16 protein-coding genes are annotated in these 14409 nt (G+C 72.9%); 4 read left to right on the plus strand and 12 right to left on the minus strand.

Annotated features, from left to right (window positions below; all coding sequences use genetic code 11):
• Positions 1–9 precede the first annotated feature (9 nt).
• From MKL11_RS29240 to MKL11_RS29260, 5 genes are read right to left on the minus strand one after another with little or no spacing between them, the layout of a single operon-like run.
• Positions 10–342, minus strand: a complete 333-nt coding sequence (locus MKL11_RS29240) for a gene transfer agent family protein (protein ID WP_243950155.1) — start codon at positions 340–342, stop codon at positions 10–12.
• A gap of 3 nt (positions 343–345) precedes the next feature.
• Positions 346–756: a phage major tail protein, TP901-1 family gene (locus tag MKL11_RS29245; RefSeq protein WP_243950157.1), complete on the minus strand. Its 411-nt coding sequence runs from the start codon at positions 754–756 to the stop codon at positions 346–348.
• Positions 757–768: 12 nt separating this feature from the next.
• Entirely contained in the window at positions 769–1185 is a 417-nt protein-coding gene (locus MKL11_RS29250) for a DUF3168 domain-containing protein (RefSeq protein WP_243950159.1), read from the minus strand.
• Positions 1182–1535 (minus strand): head-tail adaptor protein, encoded by a 354-nt coding sequence (locus MKL11_RS29255; RefSeq protein WP_243950161.1) that lies wholly within the window; start codon positions 1533–1535, stop codon positions 1182–1184. The genes MKL11_RS29250 and MKL11_RS29255 overlap by 4 nt, the downstream gene beginning before the upstream one ends.
• A gap of 41 nt (positions 1536–1576) precedes the next feature.
• Complete coding sequence (locus MKL11_RS29260) at positions 1577–2137, minus strand: hypothetical protein (RefSeq protein WP_243950163.1); 561 nt, start codon at positions 2135–2137, stop codon at positions 1577–1579.
• A gap of 28 nt (positions 2138–2165) precedes the next feature.
• Between MKL11_RS29260 and MKL11_RS29265 the strand changes: the two genes are divergently transcribed.
• The 3 genes from MKL11_RS29265 to dps all read left to right on the plus strand — a co-directional run bounded on the left by MKL11_RS29265 (position 2166) and on the right by dps (position 4685).
• The gene (locus MKL11_RS29265) at positions 2166–2903 is read left to right on the plus strand and encodes a S1 family peptidase (RefSeq protein ID WP_243950165.1); all 738 of its coding nucleotides are present in this window, start codon (positions 2166–2168) and stop codon (positions 2901–2903) included.
• Positions 2904–3051: 148 nt separating this feature from the next.
• Entirely contained in the window at positions 3052–3963 is a 912-nt protein-coding gene (locus MKL11_RS29270; protein ID WP_243950167.1) for a S1 family peptidase, read from the plus strand.
• A gap of 182 nt (positions 3964–4145) precedes the next feature.
• Positions 4146–4685, plus strand: a complete 540-nt coding sequence (gene dps, locus MKL11_RS29275) for a DNA starvation/stationary phase protection protein Dps (RefSeq protein ID WP_243950169.1) — start codon at positions 4146–4148, stop codon at positions 4683–4685.
• Positions 4686–4955: 270 nt separating this feature from the next.
• Here dps and MKL11_RS29280 read toward each other — a convergent pair whose 3' ends face one another.
• From MKL11_RS29280 to MKL11_RS29305, 6 genes are all read right to left on the minus strand, one after another.
• Positions 4956–6248 (minus strand): phage major capsid protein, encoded by a 1293-nt coding sequence (locus MKL11_RS29280; RefSeq protein WP_243950231.1) that lies wholly within the window; start codon positions 6246–6248, stop codon positions 4956–4958.
• Positions 6248–6775 (minus strand): HK97 family phage prohead protease, encoded by a 528-nt coding sequence (locus MKL11_RS29285; protein WP_243950171.1) that lies wholly within the window; start codon positions 6773–6775, stop codon positions 6248–6250. The genes MKL11_RS29280 and MKL11_RS29285 overlap by 1 nt, the downstream gene beginning before the upstream one ends.
• Before the next feature lie 133 nt (positions 6776–6908).
• Positions 6909–8105, minus strand: a complete 1197-nt coding sequence (locus MKL11_RS29290) for a phage portal protein (protein WP_243950174.1) — start codon at positions 8103–8105, stop codon at positions 6909–6911.
• 340 nt (positions 8106–8445) lie between these two features.
• On the minus strand, positions 8446–8697 hold the full coding sequence (locus tag MKL11_RS29295; RefSeq protein WP_243950176.1) for a hypothetical protein: 252 nt from the start codon (positions 8695–8697) through the stop codon (positions 8446–8448).
• Positions 8698–8802: 105 nt separating this feature from the next.
• Positions 8803–10113: a DNA-packaging protein gene (locus MKL11_RS29300; protein ID WP_243950179.1), complete on the minus strand. Its 1311-nt coding sequence runs from the start codon at positions 10111–10113 to the stop codon at positions 8803–8805.
• Positions 10079–10753 carry a hypothetical protein gene (locus MKL11_RS29305; protein WP_243950181.1) on the minus strand — a complete coding sequence of 225 codons (675 nt, stop codon included), beginning with the start codon at positions 10751–10753 and terminating at the stop codon, positions 10079–10081. The genes MKL11_RS29300 and MKL11_RS29305 overlap by 35 nt, the downstream gene beginning before the upstream one ends.
• Positions 10754–11410: 657 nt before the next feature.
• Here MKL11_RS29305 and MKL11_RS29310 point away from each other — a divergent pair.
• On the plus strand, positions 11411–12829 hold the full coding sequence (locus MKL11_RS29310; protein WP_243950183.1) for an FAD-binding oxidoreductase: 1419 nt from the start codon (positions 11411–11413) through the stop codon (positions 12827–12829).
• Positions 12830–13115: 286 nt separating this feature from the next.
• Here MKL11_RS29310 and MKL11_RS29315 read toward each other — a convergent pair whose 3' ends face one another.
• A complete protein-coding gene (locus MKL11_RS29315; protein WP_243950186.1) occupies positions 13116–14405 on the minus strand; it encodes an NAD(P)/FAD-dependent oxidoreductase in 1290 nt (429 codons plus the stop codon).
• Positions 14406–14409: the final 4 nt, after the last annotated feature.

Raw genomic sequence — 14409 nt, forward strand, 5'->3', positions numbered from 1 at the left:
GCGCCGGCTCTACCGAGGGTTTGCGGGGCCCGGCGCCTCCCCGAAGGCGGCGGCGAGGACCTCGCCCAGTGCGGTGGAGACCGCCTCCAGCCCGCCGGCGAGCGGCAGCCGCGCGACGGCGTCGTCGTCGAGGGCATGGCCGCCGCCGCGCAGGGCCGCGCCCAGCAGGGCGATCAGGTCCCGGGCCGAGACCCGGCCACCGTCGAAGCGCTCGGCCAGGCCGACCAGATCGCCGGCCTTGAGCGCGCCCTCCAGCTCGGCCAGCGCCCCAAGCGTCAGGCACAGGGTGTAGCGCCGGCCGGCCAGCACGAGCGGCACCTCGCCGCGGATCCGGTTGGCCATGGCTCAGACCGCCGTGAAGGCGAGCACGCCCGCCGAGTCGAGGCTGATGTCGAAGGTGACCTCGCCGGCATGGTCACCCCGGTATTCGAGGCTGGCGATCTGGAACGGGCCCTCCAGGGTCCCGAAGGCCGGCACGACCACCTGGAAGGTCTCGATCGCGCCCTCGAAGAAGATCAGCCGCAGGCGCATGTCCGAGGCCTGGTCGCGAAAAACCCCGGAGCCGGAGATCGCGGCCCGGCGCACCCCGGCCCCGGCCAGCAGCTCGCGCCAGCGCCCGGTGGAGTCCGCGTTGGTGACGTCCACGGTCTCGGCGTTGAGGGTGATCTGCCGGGTGCGCAGACCCGCCACCGCCAGAAAGCCGCCCGCGCCGTCGCCGGCCCGGAGCAGCAGATCCTTGCCCTTCTGTGCGCCCATCGGGCCCTCCTCTCAAAGAATCTCGGTGACGGCCTCGATCGTCAGGGTGGCGCGGGCCTCGCCGGTGCGGGCATCGCGGCTCGCCTTGATCGCCCGCACCCGCAGGGTGACGAGGCGGCAGCCCTGGAGCGGCAGGGCGGCGTCCGTGAGCAGCGCCGCCATGCGCTCGGCGGCGTCCAGCGCGGTGCGGACCGAGCCGGGCTTGGCGATGATCGCGATCACGTGGCTGTGGCGATGGCGCTCGGCGCCGTCGACGGAATCGTCCACGATCTCGGCCTCGCCGAACACGGCGTAGACCGGCACCGAACCCCGGGGCGGCTCGTCGTGGAGCCGGACCTTGCCGCCGAGCAGGGCGGCGAGGGCGGCGTCGCCGGAGAAGCGGGCGATCAGGCCGGCCCGGAGGGCCAGGAGCGGGCTCGGGTCGCTCACGACGCGCTCTCCCGGGCCAGTTCCTCGACATGGCAGACCAGGTCGCGGCCCGTCGCGTCCGGCTCGCTGACGGCGCGGATCGCGAAGCGGCGGGGGCCTGCGGCCAGCCGCATGGTCGGGTCGAGGGAAACCCGCCCGCGCAGGACGACCCGGTAGGCCGGCAGCGTGTCGGTGCGGCCCCCGGCCGGGCGATCGACAACGCCGGCCGGACTCATCGCGCCCCACAGGACCGGGCCGGCGACGTAGCGGCGCAGCATGCCTCCGAACCCGTCGGGCTGTTCCAGGGGCCGCTCCAGCACGAAGCGGCGGCGCCGGGCGCCGACCGGCGGGTGATGCGGACTGGTCGCCATCGGCGAAGCTCCGGTCGGTCGCGATTGAATGGTGAGCCGGCTCACAGCCGCATCCGGCGGAACGGCGCGGCGAGGTCGGCGGCATCGGTGCGGGCGGCATCCGGCTCGTCGCCGCGATGCTCGTAGCGCGCGGCGGCGAGCCGCAGGATCGCGAGCCGCAGGGGCGCCGGCAGCGGCGGCCCGTCGCCCCCGAACCCGGCCGCGACCTCGATCAGGATCGTGCGGCCGGCCGGGTCCGGCACGCCTAAGTCGATCAGCAGGCCCGGCGCCTCGACCGGGTCCGGCCCGAGGCGGACGAGGCCGGCGGCCAGCTCGGTGACACCCTTGGCATCGGCGAGGCCGGCACGGACCAAAGCCACGAGCGGGCTCAGCGGCAGGGCCAGCCGCCGGTTCGCCGGCCAGGCATCGAGGGCGATCCGGTAGCGGCCGGGCACCAGGATCCGGCGGGCCTCGATCTCCAGGCTGGCCCGGGCTGCGGTGATCAGGGCCTGGAGCAGCCCATCCTCGGTGCCGCCATCGTCGGCGTCGAGGCGCAGATAGGCGCGCAGCTCGGCCACGCTCACCGGCTCGACCACGGCCCCGTCGGCGCGTATCGGGATCATCGCGTTGCCCCCTCGCTGGATGTCTCGAATGCCGGTCCCGAAGCGCCGCCGGGCGGCCCTCATCGTCCTGGCCGCTTGCCTGTCGCTCGCGGGCCATCCGGCCGGCGCGATCGTCGGCGGCACCGAAGCGCCGGCCGGCGGGGCCGTGATGGTCCTGTCGTCGAACGGCGGCGTCTGCACCGGGCTGGTGCTCGCCCCCGACACGGTGCTGACCGCCGCCCATTGCGTCGCCGCCGGGCAGGAGCATCGGATCCACTTTCGCGATGATTCCGGGGCGCCGGTCCTGGTCGAGGTCTCGGGCCGGGCGATCCATCCGGGCTACGATGCCGGCGCCGCCTCGGGCCGGCGGCGCTCCATCGACCTGGCCTTGCTCCGGACCGTGACGCCGCTGCCGTCGCGCTTCGCCCCGGTCACCCTGAGCGCCGCGCTACCCCGTGACGGCGAGCGCCTGACCCTGTCGGGCTACGGCGCCGCCCGGCCCGGCGACCCACGCTCCACCGGCACCTACCGCGGCGTCGCCCTGCCGGTGATCGAGCCCTACGGTCCGAGCCGCATCCTGGTCTGGCTCCAGGGCGGCGCCGGCGGCGGCTGCCAGGGCGATTCCGGCGGCCCGATCGCCGAGCCGGACGGGGCCGTGCTGGCGCTGGCCGCCTGGATCGGCGGCGCCTGCGGCGGCCTCACCCAGGGTATCCTGGTCGGGCCGCAGCGCGGCTGGATCGACCGGGTGCTGGCGGGATGGGGCCGGAGCGCGCAGTGGGGCGGTTAAGACGGCATGAGAGGGACGGACCCGCCTCCGACCGTCTCCGTTCGGAACCGCAGCTTGGCCGGTTCATTGGCTTGCTCTAGGCTCCCTTTGCGTCGCGCCCTCGCCGCGGCGTCCCACCTTGCGCCGTGCGCGCGCCCCGGAGTGCCCGATGTCCCGTCGCCCGATGCGCAAGGCCGGCCTCCATGAGCGTATGCGAGGCGCGGGGCTCGGAGCCGCATTTCTCGGGAGCGTCCTGCTCGGGTCCCTGGCCGGGCTGATGCCGGCGCCCGCATCTGCGGTGATCAACGGCACCACCACCCGCGATCCCGACGGCGCGCGAAGCTTCGCGGTGCGGATCGAGAGCACCGAGGGCGAGATCTGCTCGGGCACGCTGATCGCCCCCGACCTCGTGCTCACCGCCGCCCACTGCGTGATGCGCCCGGCCGGCTACACGATCATCAGCGTCGACCGGGGCTTCCGCCAGCACCGCACCCAGGTCATCGCCGCGACCATGCATCCGGATTTCGTGCCCGGCACGACGCCCGAGGACCAGCCCGGCGTCGACCTCGCCCTGCTCAAGCTCGAAGCGCCGCTCGGCGCCGATTACGTACCCCTCGATCCGCGGGGCGCCGCCTCGATCGACACCGGCGCGCCGGTGGACATCGCAGGCTTCGGCGTCGTGGCCGAGAACCGGCGCGACACGGCCCGCACCCTGCGGCTCGCGCATCTCGTGTCGATCGGCTCGCTGCAGGTGGCCAACCGGGTGACCGTGGTAACCGATCGGCGGCGGATGGCCGAGACCTCGGGCGCGGGCGCGTGCCTGGGCGATTCCGGCGGCCCGATCCTGACCGGCGGCCCCGGGGGCTACCGGATCGTCGGCGTGGTCAGCTGGTCGAGCGGCGCCCTGCAGCAGGGGTCGCGCCGGACCGCCTGCGGCGGCTTCACCGCGGTGACGCCGGTGGCCGAGCATAGCGGCTGGATCGCCAGCCGGTCGGCCGAACTCGCGCGGATCCCGGTGGGCGAGGCCCTGCCGCGGGGCAACCGCTCCGACTGGATGGCCAAGCCCGGCCGGCGCCGCTGAGGCACCGCCCGGACGGGCAGGTGCCGACTTTCGGGACGAAACGAAGCACCACGACCGGCCCGCGACGCTCGGAACACCCGACGCGTCGTCGCGTTTGTGCAACGCAATCGCGTCAGACGAGGACTCGCGGCCGTGTCGGCATATTCGCGACCGTCTGCACGAAGGTTTACGGAGTAAATTTCATGGCTGACACCGGCAAGAGCGTCCGCTCGCATAAAACCCGTAACGACACCGACTCGAACGCCAAGCAGGTCTCGATCCAGGCGCTGAATGCCCGGCTGGCGGACGGCATCGATCTCGCCCTCGCGGTCAAGCAGGCTCACTGGAACCTCAAGGGTCCGCAGTTCATCGGCATCCACGAGATGCTCGACGGCTTCCGCACCGAGCTCGACGACCTCAACGACAAGGTCGCGGAGCGCGCCGTGCAGCTCGGCGCCACGGCGCTCGGCTCGACCCAGGTGGTCGCCGAGAAGACCAAGCTGCCGGCCTACCCGACCGGCATCTACGCCATCGCCGATCACGTCGCCGCGCTGATCGACAGCTACGCCGCCTACGCCAACGCCGTGCGCGAGAACATCGACGAGACCGACGAGGCCGGCGACGACGGCACGTCCGACCTGTTCACCGAGATCTCGCGGGCGGTCGACAAGCAGCTGTGGTTCCTCGAGGCCCACGTCCAGGAGCCGACCGGGACGCTGCGGGACGGAAACGAGGGCCGGTAAGTCGAACGCGGTGAGTTCGGGTCGATAGCACTGGAACGACAATCGCCCTCCCCTCCCACGGGGAGGGCGATTGCATGTGGAGACGCTGTTTCCAAGCGTCTGAGAGCATCCTCGCCTCCCGATGCACCTCGCTGTCATCCCGGGGCCGCGAAGCGGGGCCCGGAATGACAGGGTGATTTATCCGGCCGCTCTCAGCCCTTTTACGCCCTATGAGGACGGGAAGCTGGCCTGAATGTCAGAGGTGATCCGGCCGGCGCCCCAGAACCAGCCTCACGCAAACTTCAACACCTTGATCGCATCGAAGTCCTGCACCCCGCCGCCGACGCGCTTGGTGACGTAGAACAGCACGTAGGGCTTGGCCGAGTACGGGTCGCGCAGCACGCGCAGGCCGGTGCGGTCGACCACGAGGTAGCCGCGGCGGAAATCGCCGAACGCCACCGACAGGCTGTCCTTGGCCAGGTCGGGCATGGCCTCGGCCTCCGTGACCGGGAACCCGATCAACGTCGCGGCCCGGTCGGCGGCGAGCGGCGGCTGCCAGAGATAGTTGCCCTCCGCGTCCTTGAACTTGCGGATGGCGCTCTGGGTGCGCCGGTTCATCACGAAGCCGGCATTCTGCCGGTAGCCGGCGCGCAAGGCGTAGACCAGATCGAACAGCACGTCCGCCGGGTTGGAGGACGGAAATGCGCCGGCTGCCCCGGTGGCCACGACGCCGAGCTTGCCCGGAACCCAGGCCGTGTTGGCCACGGTGTCGTAGCTCAGGAAGCCGCGCGGGCGGCTGGCGCCGTTGCCGGTGACGAAGGCCACCCCCTCCTGCTCGGCGAAGGCCATCTCGACCTCGGCCGAGAGCCAGGCGTCGAGATCGACCACGGCGTCGTCCAGCAGCGTCTGGGTCGCCGCCGGCATGGCGTAGAGCTCCATGGCCGGGAACGCGATCTCGGCGAGCACCGGCCCGTCGGTGCCGGGGCGCGGCGCGGTCTCGGCGACCCAGCCGGTCGCCGGAGCGCCCACCGAGGCGGCGCGCTTGTACTGGGCGCCGGAGATCTGCTGGATGCTGGCGATGGACCGGATCGGCGAGACCTGCGCGAGCCGGGCCAGCACGGTCCGCTCCAGGGTCTGCGGCACCAGATAGCCGCCGTCCGGCCCCGAGCCGGCCGACAGGGCCTTGGCCTCCAGGCGCTTCAGCCCGGCGCTCTCGCCGGCCCGGACGTAGAGGTCGAAGGCCGCCTTGTGCTCCTGCGCGGCCCCGTCCTCCCGGGGGCCGGGCCGGCCCAGCGGCGGCCGGGCGCGGTCGAGGGTGATCCGGTCGAGCCGGGTCCGGGCCGCGTCCAGCGTCGCGTCGATCCGGGCGAGCTTCTCCTCGGTGAGCACGTCGGTGCCGAGCCGGCCCTCGATCTGGGCGATGCGGGTGTCGTTGGTCTCCTTGAACGCCTCGAACGCGGTGGCGAGTTCGTCGAGCGCCGGCTGGACCGGCTCGGCCCCGGGGCGGCCGGCCTTGTTCTCCAGGCCGGGCAGCGCGCCCTTGGTCTCCGGGGCGGGGCTCGACGGAGCGACTGTATGGGACATCATCGAACGACCTCGTGGCTAGGTGGGGTGAAGCGGGACCGGACCGCGGGCTTCAGGCCGGCGGCGGGTTCGGGGGCGATCCGCCGGGCGAGGCCGCGGATTTCCTCGGCGGACGGGCTGCGATCCGGGCTCGCCCGGGCCCCCGGCTGCAGCGGGAAGGTCACGAGCGAAATCTCCCAGAGGTCGACCCGCTGGAGCCGGCGCTCGCCGCCGGCCCCCTTGCGGGCGAGCAGGGTGCGGAATCCGATCGACAGCCCGTCGAGGCCGCCGCCGCGCATCAGCGCGTCGACCTCCCGGGCGCGCTGGACCGCGAGGTTGAGCTGCCCCTCGGCGAACAGGCCGCGGGCATCCTCGCGCAGCGACAGCCAGCGGCCGATCGGCTCGGCCGGATCGTGCTGGAACAGCAGCCGCACCCCCGCGGCCCCGCGCTGCACCAGGCTGGCGGCGAAAGCCCCCGGCACCACCACGTCGCGGCCGAGATCGGGCACGCCGAACACGCTGGCGTAGCCGGTGAAGTGGCCATCCATCGGCAGGGTCCTCGGTTGGCTTTTTTGGGTTGGGGGCGTGGCTTGCAGGAAAGCCGGCCCGCCTATGGCAAGCGCCTTCCCTCCCCCGCAGAGGGGGGGAGGGAGAGCGCGTGGGTCCGAAGCGGGGCGCGCCCTACCCAGTCCTGCCCACGACTGGCGGCTCCGGCGGATAACCCACCGCCTCGCGCTTCTCGGCAGCCGACAGGAACCCGGCCGCCTCGACCCGGCGCCACAGGGATTCCCGCTCGCCCGACAGGGCCTCGATCCGGTCGAGGTCGGGTTCCAGGTCCAGGGGACCGAAGGCGGGTTCCAGCCACCCGGCGAGCGCCTGGGCGGTGCGGACGGCCAGCGGGATCAGGGTCTGGCGGTAGAGCGCCCGGTTGGCCTCGGCGTAGTTGGCGTGGGTGCTGTCGCCGGGCAGGCCGAGCAGCAGCGGCGGCACCCCGAAGGCCAGGGCGATCTCCCGGGCGGCGGCATTCTTGGCCTCGACGAAATCCATGTCCTTGGGCGAGAGCGCCAGCGGCTTCCAGTCGAGGCCGCCCTCCAGCAGTAGCGGCCGGCCGGCATTGGCGGCGCCCTGGTAATTCGCCTCCAGCTCGGCCTTCAGCCGGTCGAATTGCGGCTCGGTGAGCGCCGCCCCGGCGAAGACCAGCGCGCCCGAAGGCCGGGCGGCGTTGTCGAGCAGCGCCTTGTTCCAGGCGCTGGCGGCGTTGTGGATGTCGAGCGCGGTCGCCGCCGCCTCGATCGGGGCGAGGCCGGCATAATCGTCGTCCGGGTGGAAGAGAGACAGCGCCAGGATCGGCGCTACCTCGGGCGCGCCGGGGGGCGGCAGGTCGAACCGGCGGCTGGTCCCGGCGACCGTGTAGACATAGGCGGCGGGCCAGCCGTCCGGGCCGGGCAGCACCCGCATCCGGCCGGGCCGCAGGGCCTGCAAGGCGGCGATCCGCCCGTCGAGGCTCACCGCTTCCAAGTAGGCGGTGCCGCCGAGCGCCAGGTCCGCATAGACGGTCTCGAGCAGGTGCGTGCCGCTCTCGCGCGGGTTCGGCCGGGCGAGCAGCGCCAGGAGGTCGGCGGCCCCGGCGGCGCCCGGCCCCGTGGCGATGAGCGGCAGGCTCGCCGCGCCCTCGGCGACCAGCCGGACCGCCCGGTGCACGACCGGGTTGCGCTGGTAGCCGGCTCGCGCCAGCGCCGCCGGGTCCCGGGCCGTCCAGCTCGCCCGTCCGTCGGTGTAGAGCGCGAAGGCCGGGGCGGCCTTGGTGACGAGGTCCGGCCCCGGGGAGGAGGCGGCGCGGCGCGCGACCCGCGCCAGCCGATCGAGGAGAGTCGCCATGCCGGTCCGGTCCTGCACGCAAGCATCGTCCCGAAAGCCGGCATCCGGATTTCGGGACGATGCGAATCAAAGGGCTGGGGTGTGGAATCGCGATCCGCCCGCCGACGCGGGCCGGAGCGGCGTTTTCAACGATGCAGAAACGGGCGCGCGATGTCTGGCAGGTGCGGCGGAACCACCGCACCCCGAGCCGCCGACGTGGCTATGCCGCCACAGCCTTGGCGCGCCGACTCATGTATTCAGGATGCAGTTCGTTCCAGAGACCACGAACCGACTCCCGGCGCGCTTCTCGCAGAGGCGCGCCGTATTGTTTCGTGCGCAGCGGGCAGGCGGACGGCTCCGATCAAACCCTCTCGACCTCCCGGCGGACGACACCGGCGGCTTCCCGGGCGCAGCCGAGCACGGCGGCCCGGTCGGCCTCGCTCGTGATCGCATGCCACAGGCGCAGCAGTTCGACCGTGGCGCTCAAGTCGGGGCGGACCGTCGAGGTCCCGAAGAAGTCGCTGACCGGGCAGCCGAGACTCTCGGCGATCATCCGCAGGCGGCGATGGGCGCTGTAGGGCAGACAGCTCTCAGAACCAAGATCCGCGTCCACAGACCGCCCTCCGGATGTACGCTCTTCATATCAGCCGCGCGAAGTGTATGCAATTTATGGATGCAACACGCCTCACGTTCCCGTGTGGCACCGCACAGGTCGGCCTCAGAGCCGGCGGATCCGTGGTTCCCGCGCCCCGTCGAGCAGCAGGTGTGTCACCGCCCAGACCAGGGCGTCGAGCCGGTCGGGCGAGGCGCCGCTCGACAGGCCGTCCGGCCCGAAATCGCACAGCTCGTCCTCCAGGGCCGGGAATGCCCCGACATGGTGGACGAGACCGCGGGCGTAGAGCAGCGAGACCGGCTCGGCGCGCAGGTACTTGCCCCGGCTGGCCCGGACCGGCGTGACCGGCACCGCCGGGTCGCACTGGGCGAGCACCGCGGCGGCCATCTCGCCGCCCTGGTTGACCTCGACCACCAGGGCATCGGCCCCGAGCCGGTGGTAGAGCGCCAGCGCCGCCCCGGCCCAGGCCTGCGGGCTCGCCCGGGCGAGGCTCGCATCGGCCAGCACATAGGCGTGGGCGCCGGCGCGGCCCGCGGCCACGATCCCGCAGGCATCCGAGCGCGCCCCCGAGGTCGCGGGCGGATCCACCGCCACCACGATCCGGGCCAGTTCCAACACGGCGGCGACCCGCCCCGCCTCCAGGGCGGCGCGATCCCACAGGGCATCGTCCCGGTCGGCGATCAGCTCGCCGTCGAGCTCCTGGCGGCCGAGCCGGGTGCCGGCATAGCGCCCGACCACCTGCTCCAGGAAGTCCGGGGCGAGGTGCCGGGCATTGTCGTGGGTGCGGGCGCGGCTGACCACGGTGCGCGGGTCGGCGAGCAGGCGGCGGATCAGCGGCACCGGCCGCGGCGTGGTGGTGACGAGGTTGCGCGGGCGGGCGCCCAGCCGCAGCCCGAATTGCAGCATGTCGAAGGCGGCCTCGGGCCGGCGCCACTTGGCGGCCTCGTCGCACCAGGCGGCGCCGAATTGCGGGCCGCGGAGCGCGTCGGGTTCCTCCGCCGAGAAGGCCAGGGCGACCGCGCCGTTGTCCCAGGCGAGCCGGCGCAGGCTCGGCGACCAGCGCGGGCGCGCCCGGCCCCGGACCGGCAGGTTGAGCAGGCCGGACGGCCCCTCGACCATCACGTCGCGCACGTCGAGATGGGTCTCGCCCACCAGGGCGATGCGCCCGACCGGCTCGGGGGTGAAGGCCGGATCGCCCCGGGCGAGGGCGTCGACCCATTCGGCGCCGGTGCGGGTCTTGCCGCTGCCGCGGCCGCCGATCACCGCCCAGGTGGTCCAGTTCACGTCGGCTTCGTCCGGCGGCAGCTGGTCGGGCCGGGCCTGGTGCAGCCAGTCGGCGGCGAGCGCGGTGACCAGCGGCGCCGGCAGGCTCGCCAGGAAGTCAGGCAGCCTTCCGGCCGCGGACAAAGCCAGCATAGCGGCGCGCGATCTCTGCGCGCAGGGCCGGCAGATCGGGCTCGTTTCCGCCATCGCCGCCCTCCCCGTCGTCGCGTCCGGTCCCCGGGGCGATCTCGTCGAGCAGCCGCTTGAGGCCGCCGAGGTCGCGCAGCACCCGGGCGGAATCGAGCACGGCCGCCCCCTCCCCGTTCAGGGCGGCGTCGAAGGCGGCGATCTGCCGGGCGATATGGGCGCGCAGATGCGCCCGCAGGATCGGCGGATCCACGGCCGAATCCGGATCGAGAATCCCGGGCTCGATCCGCTCCTCGGCCGGCTCGGGTTCGGCCGGCGGCTCGGGCCGCGCGACGCCGCAGACCGCCAGGAGCCGGTCGGCCGCGGCGCGCGCGATCCCCGCCGCCTCGGCGACGTCGCCGGGATCGTTCTCTGGCGCGCCGAGGAGCCGGGCGAGCGCCGCCCGGCGCGGCTCCGGCCAGCGCATGGCCAGGTCCCGCCGCCAGCGGCGCGGCCTGAGCCAGCCGGCCCGGTTGTTCCAGGTGAGGATCGTGGTCGGCTTAACGCCGGTGCGGGCGCTGATCTCGGCGACCGTCAATTCGGTCTCGCGCAGGAGACGCTCGACCGTGGCGCGCCGCTCCGGTGGATGCGCCTCGATGGACTGCATCGGCGCCGCTCCACACACGTTTCGACCGTGCCTGTTCTCTAGCCGAGGAGCGCGACGGTGTCAATCCTAAATTTCCTAGTTTAGGATTTTAGGATGGCGCTTTCGCTCCGCTCCCCCCTCCCACTGAGCCGCGGATGCAAAGGGGACAGTTCGCCCGCAACGCCGACCAAGGCTGGCCCGCACGGTGCGTCACCTCAAACGCTCCGAGGCGGCGCTTTTCGTGGACCGGAGCGTCCACCGAAGCGCCGAGATCGAGGCCGCGAAGGCCGAGATCATGGATGGAGAAGCCGGATCCGTGGCCGTCGTCAGCCGTTATGCGCCCCGAGCCGCTTTCGGCGAAGGATGTTGTCGCTCGAGCGGACGTTGCAGCCGCTCGGCGCGTCGGTCTGAGGGGCGCCTCGGGCCGACTAGAGCGCTCTCCGCCGAAGTGGACACCGGTTCGGCGTAAGAGAGCGCGGCTAGACAAGGACTTAGAGCCGTTCCCTGTCGCTACGCGATCGGGAACGGCTCTAGACGTCATCGATAGGAGCAACGGTTGACCGCACAGCCGCTATTGCCGCGTCGGAGCGTCCGGATAGAGTGCTGACCAGCTGCGCGCCGACGTGACGACGTCAGCCGCAATCCCCTTCACCTCTGCCACGAGCCGAGCCATCTCGGATGTCATCCGCTCCGTCCCCCGATCTGTCCGCGTTCCACGACCTGCTCGGCGAGGGGGGCCTCGTCACTGATGCCGCCAGCCTGACCCGCTACACCCACGATCAGCGCGCCCTGATGCAGGGCCAAACCCCGGCCGTGTTGCGCCCGCGCTCGACCGAGGAGGTCCAGGAGATCGTTCGCCTCGCCGCGCACCTCGGCTTCGGCCTCGTGCCGCAGGGCGGCAACACGGGCTACGTCGGGGGCGCCACGCCCGAGCCCGGCCGCGGGCAGCTCGTCGTGAGCCTCGAGCGGCTGAACCGGATCCGCTCCGTCGACGCGACCGGCTTCACGCTCGCCTGCGACGCCGGCGCGATCCTCGCCGACGCGCAGGCGGCCGCCGAGGCGCGCGGCTGCCTGCTGCCGCTCAGCCTCGGCGCCGAGGGCAGCTGCCGCCTCGGCGGCAACGTCGGCACCAACGCCGGCGGGCTGCAGGTGCTGCGCTACGGCATGACGCGCGACCTCGTGCTTGGTTTGGAGGTCGTGCTGCCGGACGGATCGCTGTTCTCCGACATGCGGACGCTGCGCAAGAACAACATCGGCTACGACCTCAAGCAGCTTTTCATCGGCGCCGAGGGCACACTCGGGATCGTCACCGGGGTCGTGCTCAAGCTCTGGCCCGCGCAGACGCGGCGCGCCACCGCCTGGATGCAGCTTGCCGCGGACGCGCCGATCCCGGAGATCGCGGCCCTGGTCCGCCGCGAGACCGCCGATCTCGCCTCGACTTTCGAGCTCATCTCGGCCTCGTCGCTGGCGCTCGTCGCCGACATGCGCGGCGCCGATCTCGGGCTCGCCGCCGGGCCCGGCGGCGCGGTGCTGCTCGAACTCTCCGCGTCCTCGGAGCGTATCGCCCTCGACGACATCCTGCTCGGCACCCTGGAGGCCTTGATGGAGGCCGGCCACGTCGAGGACGCGGTGCTTGCCCAGTCGGAGCGGCAACGGCGGGAGATGTGGACGATCCGCGAGACCATCCCGGAGGCGGAGAAGCATGCGGGCGGCTCGGTGAAGCTCGACATCGCCGTCCCGACATCCGCGGTCTCCGCCTTCCTGGTCCGGGCGGGCGCGGTGGTGGCTGCGCAGGCCCCCGGCACGCGTCTGTCGTTCTACGGCCATGTCGGCGACGGCAACATCCACTTCAACCTGGTGGTGCCGGCGGGCCGCGACCGGATCGCCTTCACGAAGGAGGTGGAGGAGGGCATCGCGCACGCGGTCTACGCGGTGGCGATCGAGCTCGGTGGAAGCTTCAGCGCGGAGTACGGCATCGGCCGCTTCAAGCGCGACCTGCTCGCCCGTTATGGCGACCCGGCTCGCCTGTCTCTTCTCGCCACGATCAAGCGGGCGATCGATCCGACGGGTGTGATGAACGCAGGAGCGATGCTCTGACCGACCTTCCGGATCGCCGGCACTCCGTACCGGAACGCGTCGGCCTGCGTCGCCGCGCGCGTCATCGAGCCTGATCGGACGATCCTCATTTCGGTCCGGCGTTCAGCCATCGTCAGGCCGCTGTGCGCCCAGTGCCGCCGTTCGGCCGATCGCGGCAGGATTTCGAACGCGGATTCGGCGGCAGTCGAGCCTGCCGGTATGGATCAACCCGCACGCGCAGCTCCCTTAGAGAGCCGGGCGTTCGTCTCGATCCCCGCCGACCGATCGCCCGAGGTGGCTCGATCCGTCAGCGAATGCCGCCGTCGCTCAAGCGGTACAAACCGATGATCGCGGAGACGTACAGGCGGTGCAGCGCGTGGAGCGGCAGCGGCGCGATCGGCGTGGGCGGCAGGGGCAGGGTGTCGGCATCGCCGGTCGCGATGTAGGCGGCGATCGCCCGACCCATCGCCGACTGAAGGCCCACCCCCCGCCCCTGGCAGCCGATGTCGATGAGCAGGCCGGGCGCCGGCTCGTGCAGATGCGGCAGGTAATCCCGGGTGATCGCCACGCGGCCGCACCAGCGGTGGTCGAAGGCGATGCCGTCGAGCTGCGGAAAGAGCTTGCCGACGATCCGTTCGAGATGGGCCCAGTCCTGCGGGCCGCGTGGTTCCCGGAACGGGCCGCGGCCGCCCATCAGCAGCCGGCCGGTATGGTCGAGACGGAAGTAGAGCAGCAGCTTGCGCGTGTCCGAGGAGACCTGCCCCTCGGGCAGGATCGAGCGCCGCAGGTTGTCGGAGAGCGGCATCGTGGCGACCTGGAAGGAGTTGGCCGCGATCACCGTCTGGGCGAGGCCGGGCCAGAGCCCGCCGGTATAGCCGTTGGTGCAGAGGACGACGCGCTCGGTGGCGAGGCGGGCGCCCTGCGCCGTCGTGACGGTCCAGCCCGATCCCGTCCGATCGAGGGCGGTCACGGGCGATCCGCCGTGGATCGCGGCCCCGGCCTTGAGGGCGGCCCGGGCGAGGCCCCGGGCGTAGCTCAGCGGCTGGATCGCGCCGCCGCGGCCGTCGAGCCAGCCGCCGAGATACCGCTCCGTGCCGAGCAGCCGGTCGGTCTCGTCCTTGTCGAGGACGCGGGCCGGGGCGCCGAGGTCCGCCCACTGGCGCGCCCGCCGCGCGACGTCGTCCAGTCCGGCCTCGGTGTGGGCGCCCTGGATCCAGCCCTCGCGCCGGTGCGGCACATCCATCACGTGCCGGGCGATGAGATCGAACACCGTATCGGCGGTGCCGCCGGCGAAGCGGGCGAGCCGTTCACCGCGCTCGCGCCCGAACCGGGCGACGAGGTCGGCGGGATCGTGTTTCAATCCCGGGATGACCTGGCCGCCGTTGCGCCCGGAGCCGCCGAAGCCGATCTCGTGCGCCTCCAGAACGACCGGCCGGATGCCCCGCTCGGCGAGATGCAGGGCGGTGGACAGGCCGCAGAAGCCGCCGCCGACGATCACCACATCGGCCCGCCCGGTCTCGGCCAGCGGCGGCGTCTCCGGCGCGGGGGCCGCGGTGGTCGCCCAGAGCGACGGGGCGAGCGGGAAGGGTTCGGCCACGGCC

This window comes from Methylobacterium sp. J-077, assembly GCF_022829365.1.
GTDB lineage: Bacteria > Pseudomonadota > Alphaproteobacteria > Rhizobiales > Beijerinckiaceae > Methylobacterium.

What these genes read in the sequence shown, in the direction of transcription:
- MKL11_RS29245 (WP_243950157.1), bottom strand. Translation starts at nt 756, where the DNA reads ATGGGCGCACAGAAGGGCAAGGATCTGCTGCTCCGGGCCGGCGACGGC.
- MKL11_RS29260 (WP_243950163.1), bottom strand. Translation starts at nt 2,137, where the DNA reads ATGATCCCGATACGCGCCGACGGGGCCGTGGTCGAGCCGGTGAGCGTG.
- MKL11_RS29240 (WP_243950155.1), bottom strand. Translation starts at nt 342, where the DNA reads ATGGCCAACCGGATCCGCGGCGAGGTGCCGCTCGTGCTGGCCGGCCGG.
- MKL11_RS29285 (WP_243950171.1), bottom strand. Translation starts at nt 6,775, where the DNA reads ATGGATGGCCACTTCACCGGCTACGCCAGCGTGTTCGGCGTGCCCGAT.
- MKL11_RS29270 (WP_243950167.1), top strand. Translation starts at nt 3,052, where the DNA reads ATGTCCCGTCGCCCGATGCGCAAGGCCGGCCTCCATGAGCGTATGCGA.
- MKL11_RS29290 (WP_243950174.1), bottom strand. Translation starts at nt 8,105, where the DNA reads ATGGCGACTCTCCTCGATCGGCTGGCGCGGGTCGCGCGCCGCGCCGCC.
- MKL11_RS29305 (WP_243950181.1), bottom strand. Translation starts at nt 10,753, where the DNA reads ATGCAGTCCATCGAGGCGCATCCACCGGAGCGGCGCGCCACGGTCGAG.
- dps (WP_243950169.1), top strand. Translation starts at nt 4,146, where the DNA reads ATGGCTGACACCGGCAAGAGCGTCCGCTCGCATAAAACCCGTAACGAC.
- MKL11_RS29310 (WP_243950183.1), top strand. Translation starts at nt 11,411, where the DNA reads ATGTCATCCGCTCCGTCCCCCGATCTGTCCGCGTTCCACGACCTGCTC.
- MKL11_RS29265 (WP_243950165.1), top strand. Translation starts at nt 2,166, where the DNA reads ATGCCGGTCCCGAAGCGCCGCCGGGCGGCCCTCATCGTCCTGGCCGCT.
- MKL11_RS29280 (WP_243950231.1), bottom strand. Translation starts at nt 6,248, where the DNA reads ATGTCCCATACAGTCGCTCCGTCGAGCCCCGCCCCGGAGACCAAGGGC.
- MKL11_RS29300 (WP_243950179.1), bottom strand. Translation starts at nt 10,113, where the DNA reads ATGCTGGCTTTGTCCGCGGCCGGAAGGCTGCCTGACTTCCTGGCGAGC.
- MKL11_RS29255 (WP_243950161.1), bottom strand. Translation starts at nt 1,535, where the DNA reads ATGGCGACCAGTCCGCATCACCCGCCGGTCGGCGCCCGGCGCCGCCGC.